14 protein-coding genes are annotated in these 13,485 nt (G+C 44.1%); 10 read left to right on the top strand and 4 right to left on the bottom strand.

Going from position 1 to position 13,485, the window contains the following annotated elements:
* Positions 1-145: 145 nt before the first annotated feature.
* The 3 genes from CSR02_RS12965 (at position 146) to CSR02_RS12955 (ending at position 3,057) form a co-directional block, all read left to right on the top strand.
* Entirely contained in the window at positions 146-334 is a 189-nt protein-coding gene (locus CSR02_RS12965) for a hypothetical protein (protein ID WP_099541932.1), read from the top strand.
* A gap of 891 nt (positions 335-1,225) precedes the next feature.
* Positions 1,226-1,927, top strand: a complete 702-nt coding sequence (locus CSR02_RS12960) for a hypothetical protein (RefSeq protein ID WP_099541931.1) — start codon at positions 1,226-1,228, stop codon at positions 1,925-1,927.
* Between the two features lie 320 nt (positions 1,928-2,247).
* The gene (locus CSR02_RS12955) at positions 2,248-3,057 is read left to right on the top strand and encodes a hypothetical protein (RefSeq protein WP_099541930.1); all 810 of its coding nucleotides are present in this window, start codon (positions 2,248-2,250) and stop codon (positions 3,055-3,057) included.
* Positions 3,058-3,127: 70 nt separating this feature from the next.
* Here the strand turns inward: CSR02_RS12955 and CSR02_RS12950 are convergent, their stop codons facing one another.
* Complete coding sequence (locus tag CSR02_RS12950) at positions 3,128-3,691, bottom strand: hypothetical protein (protein WP_099541929.1); 564 nt, start codon at positions 3,689-3,691, stop codon at positions 3,128-3,130.
* A 499-nt stretch (positions 3,692-4,190) separates the two neighbouring features.
* Here CSR02_RS12950 and CSR02_RS16355 point away from each other — a divergent pair, with 499 nt between their 5' ends.
* The 4 genes from CSR02_RS16355 to CSR02_RS12935 all read left to right on the top strand — a co-directional run bounded on the left by CSR02_RS16355 (position 4,191) and on the right by CSR02_RS12935 (position 6,856).
* On the top strand, positions 4,191-4,973 hold the full coding sequence (locus CSR02_RS16355; RefSeq protein WP_124297486.1) for a hypothetical protein: 783 nt from the start codon (positions 4,191-4,193) through the stop codon (positions 4,971-4,973).
* Positions 4,974-5,185: 212 nt separating this feature from the next.
* On the top strand, positions 5,186-5,749 hold the full coding sequence (locus tag CSR02_RS12945) for a hypothetical protein (protein WP_099541928.1): 564 nt from the start codon (positions 5,186-5,188) through the stop codon (positions 5,747-5,749).
* A 203-nt stretch (positions 5,750-5,952) separates the two neighbouring features.
* The gene (locus tag CSR02_RS12940) at positions 5,953-6,501 is read left to right on the top strand and encodes a hypothetical protein (RefSeq protein ID WP_124296422.1); all 549 of its coding nucleotides are present in this window, start codon (positions 5,953-5,955) and stop codon (positions 6,499-6,501) included.
* A gap of 34 nt (positions 6,502-6,535) precedes the next feature.
* Positions 6,536-6,856 (top strand): hypothetical protein, encoded by a 321-nt coding sequence (locus tag CSR02_RS12935; protein ID WP_099541926.1) that lies wholly within the window; start codon positions 6,536-6,538, stop codon positions 6,854-6,856.
* Positions 6,857-6,995: 139 nt separating this feature from the next.
* Here the strand turns inward: CSR02_RS12935 and CSR02_RS12930 are convergent, their stop codons facing one another.
* Positions 6,996-7,592 carry a hypothetical protein gene (locus CSR02_RS12930; protein ID WP_143225587.1) on the bottom strand — a complete coding sequence of 199 codons (597 nt, stop codon included), beginning with the start codon at positions 7,590-7,592 and terminating at the stop codon, positions 6,996-6,998.
* A 26-nt stretch (positions 7,593-7,618) separates the two neighbouring features.
* The gene (locus tag CSR02_RS16350; protein ID WP_143225586.1) at positions 7,619-8,575 is read right to left on the bottom strand and encodes a hypothetical protein; all 957 of its coding nucleotides are present in this window, start codon (positions 8,573-8,575) and stop codon (positions 7,619-7,621) included.
* 217 nt (positions 8,576-8,792) lie between these two features.
* Here CSR02_RS16350 and CSR02_RS12920 point away from each other — a divergent pair, with 217 nt between their 5' ends.
* On the top strand, positions 8,793-10,628 hold the full coding sequence (locus CSR02_RS12920; RefSeq protein ID WP_099541923.1) for an RNB domain-containing ribonuclease: 1,836 nt from the start codon (positions 8,793-8,795) through the stop codon (positions 10,626-10,628).
* Between the two features lie 304 nt (positions 10,629-10,932).
* On the opposite strand, the gene CSR02_RS12915 is transcribed toward CSR02_RS12920, so the two are convergent.
* Positions 10,933-11,196, bottom strand: a complete 264-nt coding sequence (locus tag CSR02_RS12915; RefSeq protein ID WP_099541922.1) for a hypothetical protein — start codon at positions 11,194-11,196, stop codon at positions 10,933-10,935.
* Positions 11,197-11,467: 271 nt separating this feature from the next.
* Between CSR02_RS12915 and casA the strand changes: the two genes are divergently transcribed.
* Both casA and casB read left to right on the top strand, forming a co-directional pair.
* A complete protein-coding gene (gene casA, locus CSR02_RS12910) occupies positions 11,468-12,973 on the top strand; it encodes a type I-E CRISPR-associated protein Cse1/CasA (protein ID WP_099541921.1) in 1,506 nt (501 codons plus the stop codon).
* Entirely contained in the window at positions 12,966-13,454 is a 489-nt protein-coding gene (casB, locus tag CSR02_RS12905; protein ID WP_160256060.1) for a type I-E CRISPR-associated protein Cse2/CasB, read from the top strand. Before casA ends, casB begins: the two co-directional genes overlap by 8 nt.
* The last annotated feature ends 31 nt before the right edge of the window (positions 13,455-13,485 follow it).

Raw genomic sequence — 13,485 nt, 5'->3', positions numbered from 1 at the left:
AGTGACTTTCTAATCGAAATTCAGTTTAAATTCTTGGTACCGGTTACCAAAATAATCTCATTCGCTTTAAATCCCCGTCCTCCTGGGCGGGGAGAATATCCAAAAGGTCTATTACTGCCTTATACCAGAAGAAAGGTGCAGGATTATGAGTGGAAGTTTAACGTTGCTTTTGAGAAATTTGCGTTTGAAGTCTGAAGGCAAGCCAAACACTATCGATGCGATGGAAGATCTGAAAGCCAAACTGATTAACGCACGCAAGAGGCATGCAGAGCGAGGCCATGAAGCCGAACCTTCTGATCTACACAAACCTTACGTTGAAGGACAGGAAGCGTGAAGGCAGGGCTGGATTCCGATTTCAACATCAAGGTTGTTTCTAGCATTATCTCTGGCGGCATTCATCTGTAGTTCAGATCTGCGGATTTCATGACCGATAGCAGAAAAAGAAGAATGGCCTGTCCGAATAGCATCTTTAAGCCCCTCAATTGACCTTCTAATTGACTTGGAACAGTCTGGAATATGAAGGTCTATTAACATGTGCTTTTCGGGGGCAAGATAATGATTCCCACTTCCTCCGTATGTCTTATTGGTCGTGTCAGGAGATTCCGATGCCATTCTTTCAGACTTTTCTTTGACTGTGAACGTTACGTTCATTTCCACTTAAACTAAAAAATCTTGCGAGAAAGGCCGGAACAGCAGTCAACTTCCCAACTGTCCCGCAAGACTTAATGAGCCCTCAAATCTTAGCCTTTAGAGGCTTGTGCCCTCCCGAAATGGAACGGGGTTGGCCCAGTCGTTCTTAAAATCAATGGCGTTGAGCGACTTGCCCAAGGACGTGCTTCACCTTCAACTTGAGCAAGTTCCTTACTCTTGAGCTTCTTATTCGCAGACCATGAAGCGCTTGCTGTTAGGGCTTCGTTGTCTTCTAAACTCATCATTTCACACCTTTCAAAAGCCGGTCAGGGATGAATCGCGTCAAACAAGCTGATCGGCAGTTTTGATATTATCTCCGACCTGAAGGGCGGGGTTTTTGCGTATCTGATAACCAACCCTTCAAGAGTAGCAGAAATACTCATGAATCAAATGTATACACCTAATTGTTGTTTGGTGAATGTAGGGCTCTTTTTAGAGCAGACTGAAGTGCTTTGCATACAAATCCTATAAAAAGGGAAAGACGGATTGAAGGGCTGAAAGCCTAGGAACTCAAGTTAGATATGGATATTCAGATATGACAAGCCCCACCAGTGAGCCACGACTGTTTATTCGACCGGTTGGTAGGATTGACGATGTCAGCAATATGGAAAGCATTCTGGCGGCTGAGAAGAATGGCATCCCTGCAATTACGGGTGAACTTCTGCTTTCAGTGCCTGTGCTTCCTGGCGACACCCTCAGGGACACTAAAGACATTATAATGACAATGGCCGAAGTGCGGATGCCTGAAGGGCTCATGCCAAGAGGCGCGCTTGACCCCAAAATGACGGAAACGGGTCAGAACTACACCAAAAAAGACTGGGAAGATGCTCTCAAGCTTTATTGCCGTAGCCGGGCAGACACAGAGATAACAGATCCCTCTGCAGCTCGTTACGATCAGGATGCAGAGAGATGTCCAACCAATATTATTGTTCAAGTAATCCCGATCGACAATCAGAGCGCGGCGCTCGATCTCTATATGGAATGTCTGGATCGATTTGAGAAAGGAGAGAGGGACTTCTCTGATCTCATACCTGAAGCCTACCTTGAAAATGACACTGCATTCCGTTGTGTAGATGGTTCGCTGTGGTCACGTGAGGAGGCTGCTGTTGACTCAGGGATGGATGTTGAAGGAGGTGAAAACGTCAGTTTCCGTGATTTAATGAACGGCACTTACGATGCCCCGGAATATGCCCCCAGTCATTCGCGAGAAGAAGTCTCAATGGCTCCAGGCGCCTAACAGGGTAGTTTACGAGGCGCGGTGATCACAGATCCGGGGGCCAATCATTCAGGAATGCCCCCACTTTTCTTGCAGCTTGCGGCAAGCCATTATCACAGCGCCTTCTATCCACGCCATGAAGGCCGGGGATTTGCGATACATCTGGTAAGCATTTGACATGGCCAAATGACAAGATTATTTCTTGTAGCCATGGCAAGAGACAAGCATGCCTTCCGGCTCCACACACGGAAAAGTCTCTAATAACAAACGAGCTATATCCTCTTCGCGGAGAGTGATCGAATGGAGCCACGACACTGCCATCCGCTGAGGAGTGACCTGTCATGTCTCTTTCAGAAATCAAGCGAGCTGCACGATCCGCCAGCCAACGGTCTGATTTAACATATACACAGGCATTAGATCTTGAGTGCCAAAAGAGAGGTTACAGAACCTTCGCAGCATTTAAGGGGTCAAAAATAAATAACGCCCTTTCTCACGTTGATGAGAGATATAAAACGCCTTCTAGTGAGGCTTATGATGCTAATGAATTTGATGACGTAAAATATTATCTTAATAATCTTCTCTCCAATCGAGGTCTTATAATAATATCAGGGGCTGCCGGAACCGGAAGAACCAATTTTGTAAACTTATCCATCCAGAAATATTTAAAAACAAATAAAACAGTTCATGGTATTTATATATCGCGCTTTAAAGAATGGAAGAATTCTCCGTGCTCTGGAAAACTAAAGCACATCAATCCGAGCCTAATTCAAAGTCAGGAACTACTCCGTCTCTGTAGCCTGAAAGAGAATAGCCTCATTATCTGTGATGATCTCTACCTAGACAATGTACAGGATGCACTGAGGTGTTCACTTAAGCTAGGGAAGACGGTTGTTGGTATAATCCATGCAGCAAGTCCGAAAGACGCCCTCTATAGGCTGTCTTTAATGCTTTCCAGGTCTGAACTTCCCAATGACGACATAAGCGCAACAGGTCCTTTCCTTGGTGCCGTCCAATTAAATAGAATATCAGATCCTGAATCTGGCAGGACGCAAATCAGTTTTGTTACCTATCCGAGGGTATCAGGAAGGGAGGGATTAGATGTCACAGCCTGTTCACATCCAACCCCTTATGAACTCAAAAATCATCCATGAACTACAATGCTAAAACAAAAGGTTGCAGATCATGCCGGATCCGGTGGGATTAAGCTCTGATCTCTAACCTCTAACCAAAACGGAAACATTCGCTTCGCTTGGAAGATGGTGCAGGAGGGATATCATCTTGCACCCCTCCGGGAATTTTCTTCAGTGAAGGAATATCAAGGTCGGAGGGGAGTGGGGAGAGTTCAGCGAGTACACCTCGTACGGCCTGAAGTTTCCCTTCATTATCAAGTCCAGATACACATAATATGCTTCTGATAACTTTCTGAACATCCTGGATGTGACCTGCCAATCCTGGTGATGGACTTGCAGTTAAATCTTTGCTCTCTTTGGATAGCTCTGTGAGGGCGGGTTGTGGGGTACCGTAGAGACTGAGGATTTCCTTCTCAATTTCCATTTTTATCTGATTAAGGGGAGTGCCAAAGCCGCCAGAGGGCATGAATTCAATGATACTGCCATCTGGGCTTACAATTTCCCCAGTGAACCCTTCATGACCAGAGGCACGGTCTTTCCATGAAATGAGCTCAGCGATACGGCGCCCATTTAAATAGCCAAATGCCTTGCAGGTTTCATCGTCAAATGACCATGCTATACTGGTAGATGGATTGATGTTGATCGCCTTCGTCAATTTGAATAGGCCTTATCATTTTCTTTGGTGAACCAGAATAATTATTCTATCCTTGTTTTGTGTCTTTTGATCAAGGATATGACGTTATATTTTTAAAATAGCAAGGCTATCCTGTCGTGGAACTTATCCACATTTATGTTGGTAAGCCTGTGGATAAATCTGTGCCCAAGTTTTTATCTGAGTTAGCTTTTTTTCATAGGAATCTCCGATTAGAGAAAGATGACTTACCTTAATTGACAAATTCTATCTATCTGATTGTTTTTGAATTGTTTTCTTTATGTAGTTAGTGAGCGGTTATTATTTAACCTCACCCCAACCCAACCCCACTACCATTCTCAGAACTGAACACTAAAATTGATTTTGAAAAATACAAAATACCCTTTTGCAGATCATGGCGTTTGAAGGCTTTAGCGGGATAGGCTTTGCAAAGTCTTTTTTCTAAGATTTAAGATTATTTTAGCTATCTTTGGAGAGAGTGCTGACAAAGGCAATTTTTCCAATGTTTTTGACAACGATAGATGATATAGCCCGACTGTCATCAAGGTGCGTTTGGGATGCTGGAATTTCAGGTTTTTATAGGGAAACGGGATCGATATACATCGATTCAAACATGGCCTTCAAAGAGGTAGAGACACTTCCACCAAATCTTAAGGCTTGTGATGTTACCCTCTCATCAATGCCCAGCTTATGCGCAATTCCTCCTGGCCTGCAGGTGCGGGATCGGTTGATACTCCGTAATCTTCCCCAAATAACTGAGATACCTGATGATTTGCGAGTTTCCGAACTACAATTAACACGCTGTCATCGCGTCAAATCTCTTCCTTTCGGCACGACGACCGGATCCCTGTTCGTTACTGATTGTGCCAGCTTTTCCGACATACCTGCAGGATTTCAGGCCTACGGGCAGACATATTATCTTGGTGGGCGATGCCTTACATCAACGGCTGACCTTGTAATCAGCAAATGCCCTTCATTATCCATTTTGCCTGAAGGGATGAGAATTCAGAGAAATCTTCTAATTTCTTTTTGTCATTCTTTTGTTGGGTTGCCTCACAGAATGTATGTCGGCGGGACTATTGCTATCCGCCATTGCAGGAATTTCGAGGGGTTCCCAGAAAATCTAGGTCTTGTACGGGGCGACTTGATTATTGAGGACTGTCTCCATGTAGTCGATCTCCCCAGATACCTTAATATTTATGGCAATTTGATCATCAAAAATTGCCCAAATCTCAATTCAATCCATGACGGAATTAACGTGAAAGGTAAGGTGATTAGAATTTAGAACAAGGCCATTTCCAAGATCTTCTCATTTCATGCTTATGAGGTGTGTAAGAGAAATAGCCTTGACATTTAGGCTTTAACCTCATTGTTTCTTTTGCGGTTGATCATGCCCCTCTATCGATCCAGCATTTTCAACACGGTTCCAAAGGATGGTCGCTATTATAGGCCAATTTGAGGTGGGAGTATTAGGCCTAAAGCCTATTATTGTGCAGCATGACGAATGGTGACCTTGAGGGATTTACTAGGGTCGGATGGTACTATGAATTTTCAGATTGCTTGATCGGCTGGAAGCCTGATTTGTGTATCCATGAACGAGACATATATCTGTCGGGGATGAATGTCCGTAACATCAAAAGGGTATATATCCAAAATCCTCCACAGGAGGGTCATGTTGCCCAGCAGAGCGCCAAGCAAGAAGCTCCGATGCATCCTCATGCGGAAGATGCATTGAAAGCTATGGCTTGGATGGCTGACGGTCAGACCGGTGTGTCATCTCAAGCTATTGCATTCAAGATGTGTGGAATACCTCTGAGGGATTTTAATACTGCCCCACGTGATGCTGGCGACTTCAGTCGCTGTCACAAGCTTTTAGAGCGTTACCCGGAATGGAGGCTCAGGCTAAATGAAATGACAGCACTTGGGCGTGACTGGGCAGCTCTTGTGCCTGTTTGGAATAAACTGGAGGAGATGCTTCTTTCAGGAAAAACAGAACAACTCTTCCAAATTATTCAGACCCTAATCCATGGCCAGGGAAATGAACAGGATCTGAACGACTGAAAGGCGGTATCGGCCTGATCGCCTGACCGTATCTCAATGATACACACACTCTTAATTAAAACTGAAAGGTCGTGTTGGTGAGAATAGATGGATTGACTAACAAGGTATCTCGCCGGGGAATGCCTTTTGTGTGCGTACAGCTTCTCACGTTGATTTTGCCGCCCCCTATGGCTTTAGCCTCAGATCATGATAGCCAGCCAGCTTTGCTGGGCACATCAAGCCCTGAAGACTTCAATTTCACCACCTATGCCAATGGTGATGTGACTTTAAATACGGATAATGGGTCCGTGTTGGAATCTAAGGCTGATGACGGAGAGGGCGCTTCCAGTAGCCACGAGGCGAACAGTTTTGTAGGGACTTCGGTGGATCCTGAAACTGCTGCCAGGATCAAAGTTGTAAGGTCTCACCCTAATCCTGAATTCACCAAGGATCTGCAGCCCGGTGACGCCTTATATGAAGGCATGGTCAATCATGCTCACCTGTACATCGACCTTTGCGATGCATCAAAAAAGGTGTGCATTTCAGCACTTGCCCAGGCCTATGGCCAAAGCTGTGAGCAATCTTTGGCTGACTCATACGGATATAGCCACTCCTTTGTTCTGGAGCATTCTCCTGATCACTCCAACCCAATGAGATATACCTCCTGGCATTGCGTTCTGGAGATGCCCTCCGATGAAGATATGCTGGCTGACGGAATATCTGGAAAGCCGGGCAAGACTGCAAAGGTAGATGCCTCTGTAACGCCTCAATAGGCCAACAAAGAGGGTAGAGGGGGAGATCCCGTTAATGAAGTTCTCACGCTTAGACGATATGACCAGAGGGTGGTTTATTGGTGATTTTGCTCCATCGGTGAACCGTACAAAGCAGTTTGAGACTGCCGTTCAGCACTTCTCTAAAGGAGATGTTGAGGCTGCCCATTTCCATAAGATCGCAACGGAAACAACCGTCATCATAAAGGGTGAGGCGATCATGGGGGGAAGGAAATGTACGGAGGGAGATATTATTGTGGTTCCTCCAGGCGAAGCAACTTCCTTTGAAGCTGTAACAGATGTCACAACAGTAGTCGTGAAGTTCCCCAGCGTGCCAAACGATAAATATCCTGCCTAACCTTGTTAAGGTCGGGATAATGTGGGCATGGGCTTAATCCTCCCATCGCCCACTAGACCTGTCTGGCTGTCTGGAGAAAATACTTACGAATTTACCGGAAGAGCCGTAAAGCTCCGTCCTTCAGGGGGGAGAATGTCAATCAAGTGGCTCTTGAAGATCCTGATGAGTTTTTCAGCTTGATATTCTGGGCTGTAACTTCTTGCATTCGGTAGAGAGGGTTGGGGTTTGCAATAAGTAGCCCAGTTGATCTAGACCACTTCTTCTTTTTAGCCACTATCTGATTTTTTGTGACTTTTTCTATTTTAAGAATTTCTGGGTTTTCTCCATTATAACCACTTAATACGAAAAAATGATCTCCGACCTTCAAACCGGTGAGCCATTCCAGATAAAACTGTTCAGTTTTCCATCTTAGGGAGTTTCGGTAGGGGGGTAAGGTTTCCCCAGCCCGGATCATTTCAGAATAGGTTTTGCCAGTCCTGAATATATAATTTGGCTTCAACGGCGGCTGATCTTTTTCCGACGATTGGAATCTTAACCACATTTCCTCATCTAGCCACTGCTGTCTGGTTGGGATCTGGGGCTCCAGGTGATCTGCGGAGCAATCATTACAGCATGGGACATCCTGAGAAGCTGACAGCATGTTGGTCTCAGTTCTGCAGAAGCAGCAGTGGTCATGACCATCGTCAGATCGTTTAACAATCCTGATCACAGCATCACGCATTGGATGGTCTGTCATTGGGACAATTCCTCTTTTCCATGGTTTTATGTATCAGCGGAGGGAGTTAACAGAAAATGCCTCATTCCATGACAAGACAACTGTTTGTTTGAGTAGTTGGGGATAGATTTATAAACACTTATAATCCTCTCTTTATCCCGCAATATATGATCCAGACTGCTTTGCGCTTTTAAAATCCTTTCATAGTCATATGTAGAGATTGGTTTCCCACTTTGGGATCTCTTGGCCTCTATCCTTGCGATAGTTGATTTGTAATTTTGGATCGACCTTTCGGCCAGATCAACACCGCTCACAATGTACAATCGATGATTAGGAAATGCGCTCCGTAGTTTACTGATGACAAAAGACGCATAGTGAATAGGCAGCTTGAACAACCATCTGTTTCCTGTTCTCTGTGTAAATTGTATCTGCTGAATGAGAAGCCGCTTGCAGCTTGCAAACGTAAAGCCAATTGTTAAAACGTGGGCACCACGATATTTAATTAGAAAAGCCATACTCCCGTCTAGGTACGTATTGTAGGAATATTCGGCATAACCGTGCGTATTAAATCCAGTGGTGTGGTCGACTTCCACCTCTAGACCTAGATTGCCCATTTCAAAACGGTGCAATCCTTGCCATGCCTCGACAATTTCGTTCCAACCAGCATGAATTAAGGAAGACCTCCATATGGAATTCTTTATTTTTGAAAGAAGTCTATGAGGAGGCGATCTTTGAAATAGATCTTCAATATGTTCATTCAGCATTACTCTACTACCAGAGTAAACACGACAGAGGGTTTCAAAACTTGTCCGACCGATAAGTGATAATGGCAATCTGAATATGCTCTGGTATTCAAGTTCATCACATAATTTCTGCCATTGCTGAGGTGTAAAACGATCATCTGGTGTGGGGTGGAGATATGGATATTTGTCTAGATGAACAGGAACCTTGTGCAAAATTTCTGACATAAAAGACAGGTGAAGACCGTTAATTTTTAGTGTCAAATTGATATTCCTTATCAAACAATGGAATGGTTCTATTTAGCTTTAAGTTGATAAACCTATATTAACACCTTCTTCGCATGCGTCTGATCTTGTTTGTTGAGCAATTTAAATGGTGATTTTGATCAAGCTATTCCCAAGATAATACCTTCAAGGATATTGATTAAGAATAATCATGATGGAATAATCAGGACATTCTAAATCTTAGAAGAAAAATGATATGTCAGAAGATCAAAATTACCCCATCTATCAATGCATAACAATTGATTCTGCCTCATCTTCAGATCTGGATGATGCTTTTTCAATCAGAAAGAATAACGAGGGATGGACTGTTAGGTGTTGCATAGCGGATATTTCAACCATTGATGTAGGAAGTAATCTCGAAAGATCAGCAAGACAGAATGTCCACACGGTTTATTCCGGTGCAAATATTTTAAAGCCTATGATACCGGATGAAAGCGTCGTAAGCCGAATATCACTTACACCAAGGAATACGCTGATCCCCGTTCTCGGTGTGACATTTAAGCTCAATCCAAACGCAGAAGAATGCATTGATTTAAAGGTCGAACGAGCAAGGTTAAGACATCTAGGGCGGTATACTCAGAAAGGTGCGGCCACAGCCATTAAAAATGGTCAATCAGAACTAAGCGTTGAACTTAGGGACGCTTTGACTCTCGCAATAAGGCTGATGCGTCAAAGAATGGCAGCTCTTGGTCTTGATTCGCGAAATGATGTTTATATTGATGAAAGTGGAATATTTCGAGATCTGAAGATAAGTGATCCAGATACTGCGGGATACATTATTGTTCAGGAAATTATGATCGCGACAAACTCTCTTGTTGCTAGTTGGTGCCTCAATAAGTGCATCCCAATTTTATTCAGAAATCACATCCCAAAGAACTATGATGATGAAGCTTTCATTGCTGAGTTGAAGATCATACCCGCCGCCAGGATGCACGAAATGGGTAAGGCTTTTATCTCTGCAACCTGTCAGGGGCACATGGCTTTGCAAGCCCCTTCATACTCTTGGTTTACTTCACCATTACGGCGTTATGTTGATATGGTTAATCAGCATAACATAATGGCTTACCTCGATGGGCATAGGCATTTTCCATATCCCGGTGGGGAAGATATGAGGCGTCTAGCCGAGGAAATTGAAAGCCGTTTAGGCGCAATCAATAAAAAGGTTAGTGAAGGTTATAAGCTTCGTATGCAGAGGTTTGTTGCAAGAAGCTTAAAGGCAGGTATGGACTTTAGCGGAGTGGAAGATGGAGTTCTCATTCGAGTTATAAAGGCTGCTTCGACTGATGGGACATTAGATCAGGCACCTTTAGGATTGATGGATGAGTGCAGGAAAAGACTTCTAACGCGAAATACTTCCCTATCTCTTCTCTCAACGGCGATAGAGTATGGGAACCGTGACTGGCACCATCTCGTGTTAGAAATTTTGGCTCGGTTCCCGGAACATGCGGTGTCACTGCTCTCTGCTTTGGCCATGTCGAGTGAGTTGATCGCTTCGGTTGAGTTTCGTTCGACCGATATGACCAATTTAACGCAGGAACTTGTTGTTCGGACAAAATCTGGGCTTACAGTTTCGAAGATCGCCACAGGCTCAAATAAGGCGCTCGCAAAGCAAAGATCTGCTATCCTAGCATTGATTGAAATTTATCAAGTTGAGTTATCTGAAAGTGATCAAGAGGAGATCGGGATCAATAAAATCCTGACTGATCCAGTTTCAAAGGCTTCTGACAATGAGCCTGGCCAAAAAGAAATCTCCATTAATGCGTGTTTAGAAGATCCTTCAAATGGGAATTACAAAGGGAAGGTGCTGGAGTACTGTGTAAAGGCAAAAATTGCACCACCTCATGTCAGTTCAACTATGGAGCAATTAGCAACTTCTACAAGACATTATGTCACGGCGGAATTTGTCTTTTTAGGTTGTGTCATCATCGCTAAAGGTGAGGCATCGAAATTGAGAGATGCTGAGCGTCAAGCGTTTAAGGAGATCTTCCTTAAAATTAAATCAGCCACTTTAAAGCAAAATATTCCAGCATAATGATACTGATATTCCAGCCCCTAGAGGATGGGGCTGGAGTTTGTTTTGCGCTGACAATCAAGGGTTTGAGTTCCCAAGCCACGCATTGTTCAGATTGTCTAGGAATGTCTAAAAAGTCATAAAAACAATAGATTGCAGATGTTTTTTAATGAAATTATGAAGCCCTTAAGTCACATTTTCTATTGAGATAAAAGCGACAACTCTAGATCGGGTGGCGTATGTAAGTGTGTGATCTTTTGAAGCACAAGGAGCAATTCTGGTTCTTAATCAAGGTTGTTTGCTCTTGTCGTGTGAAACTTGGTGACTAAGATTTCTTGGCTTTCTTTTCGTGTTTTTTGCAATATACGGCATAATGTTTTTTAGCTTTCTTAGATAAGTCCTTTGCAACGTCTTGTTTCCCTGCGATCATATTAACTAACGCCCACATCGCATTTGATGCCGCACCGTACCTATCCAAATCCATCATAGATACACTACTCCAGCGTATACTTTCGTCAACAAGATCCAGAAGGGCTAAAGCTTCGTCCCTATCGATTTTGACCATATCTCTATTTTTAGTCTTTTTCATTTTATCCTATCTGAATTTTGAGTTGCATCATTCTATAGATGTCTTGGGGAGATGGTAAGACTATACAACCTGACTTAATTCAAGGTTTGTCAAAAAAAATATAAGGCCATTTTACGAACTCTAATTATGACCTTAAAAAAGGCCTTATTATACCTTTCTTAGGATTGACGCGCGAAGGCCATATATATATTGATCTCGATTATAACAAAGAGAAAGTGCAAACCACGCTCAATTTTTCTTGGATTGGGTGGAATGATCAAGGCTAAAGTGTTTGAACCTTAATCTGATAACTGATCCATGGATACCAGTGCGATGCTCAGACGGCAGTCACCGAGTTATCGCGCCATGGCAGATGGCCGAAGATGGTGTTGTGTGCCCTGATTGGCCTAGAACTGACCTCAATATAGCCTGTTATGAACTGCTCATCGGGTTGGTGTATCTTGCTGATCCTCCTAAAAACCTTTCGGATTGGAAAGCTAGGAAATCCGCAGATCCTGACAGGTTGCGCAAAAAACTTGAGGAATACTCAGAAGCCTTCAATCTTCTTGGTGATGGCCCAAGGTTTCTGCAAGACTTAAGTAAGCTTGACGGTGTTCAGCTCTCACCTGACATACTTTTCCTAGATAGTGCAGGTGCTCAGACAATCAAAAATAATGCTGACGTCATGGTCAGGCGATACCGATATGATCGTTTGACGCTCCCAGAAGCGGCTATGGCTCTTTATTCCTTACAATCTAGCGCAGCTTCAGGGGGGTCTGGAAATCGTACATCAATGCGTGGTGGAGGCCCCCTAACAACCATTGTTAACCCTGAGGTTGGTTTATGGGATCTTGTCTGGGCCAACACGCCATATGGCACTCCCTCTGACATTGACGCATTACCTTGGATGCGTGAGACGGTAACTTCTCAAGACGGTGTCGTTGTGCCACCACCGAAGGGTAAACTCTTTAACGTTGAAGCCTTCTTTGGTATGCCGCGCCGCATTCGCCTCGTTTCAAATGGTGTCTGCATTAACGGCGTGATTCAAAAAACTCATGGCACCAACTATGTTGGATGGGAGCATCCCCTAAGTCCTTACTACAAGCTGAATGCCAAAGATGACTGGCGTGCCAAGCATCCTGGGGCTGGGAAATATGGATACCATAATTGGCTTGGAACGATAGCCCAGCGTGATAGTGATGATTTGTCTAAACTCGCACTTTCCTTAAGGACATGGGTAGGGGAAAGAGGAGGAGGTGGGTCAATTATTGTTGCTGGTTGGTCTATGGATAATGCCAAACCACGAAATTACATTTATTCGCAACAGCGGCTATCTAACCTCAGCAAAGAAGATCTTAAGGTATTAACATGCCTTATTGATGGAGCTTCATCCGTAGCGGGTGCCCTAACATCTGCATTTCGTAGTGTTATCGGCACAGGTGAAGACCGTTCAGCTCAAAAAGAAGAATTCTTTCTAGCTACGGAGAAAGATTTCTTCCTTATCTATTCGGCTATGAGAGGCAATGACGAAGAGATAAGAAAGTCATTGTCAGATACGGAGATAAGCCTGCATTGGCTTACAGTGCTCAGGAAGCATGCATTAAAGCAGTTCGATCAAATTGCCTTGCCAGGAATGGCTTTGAGAGACGTGGAAACTATCAAAGGTATCGTTCTCGCCAGAAAATTCCTTGGCATGGCTCTTTACGGGTATGGAAAGCAAGGAGAGGCAATTTTCAACGCATTGGGCCTTCCCATTCCTGCCTCCAAAAAGTCGAAGAAGGTTATGTCCAATGACTGAAGTAAAATCCACTCAGCCCCTTACAGAAACTAAGGCAGAAATCGCGTTTAGATGGTGGGATCATAATATTCGTCCCCGCGACACGAAATCTCGCGCGCGGTCCCTGGCTGCTTGTTTGAGGCGCGGTGATGGGGTCACGATACTTTCTCAACCAGAAGTTCAGAAGTTGGCTTCTGATCTTGAATTTCAACCGCATAATGCGCGATCTCTTATACGCCTGTCTCAAATCCTTTCCTGTATCAGAGAGGATGATTCCCGTTCGCTGGCTACGATAATCGGCGGCAACCCGCCTCTTTTATCTCCTCTTCGTTTTCATAAGATACTCCGTGCTGAATTCAAAGACGAAGAACTCGTTGATTACCTACGTCGTGCCGTTGATATGGCTGGCAAGCGCTGCAATGTGGAATCCATGGCAGGCGACCTGATTTATTGGGGCGATGCAGTCAAGACCCGTTGGTGCTTCGATTATTTCGGCTCCTGAACTGGATCATCGCCAGATACTCATAAAACCT

Source organism: Acetobacter pomorum (assembly GCF_002738225.1).
In the GTDB taxonomy this organism is placed as follows: Bacteria; Pseudomonadota; Alphaproteobacteria; order Acetobacterales; family Acetobacteraceae; genus Acetobacter; species Acetobacter pomorum.
This window is presented reverse-complemented; position numbering and strand designations above follow the sequence as displayed.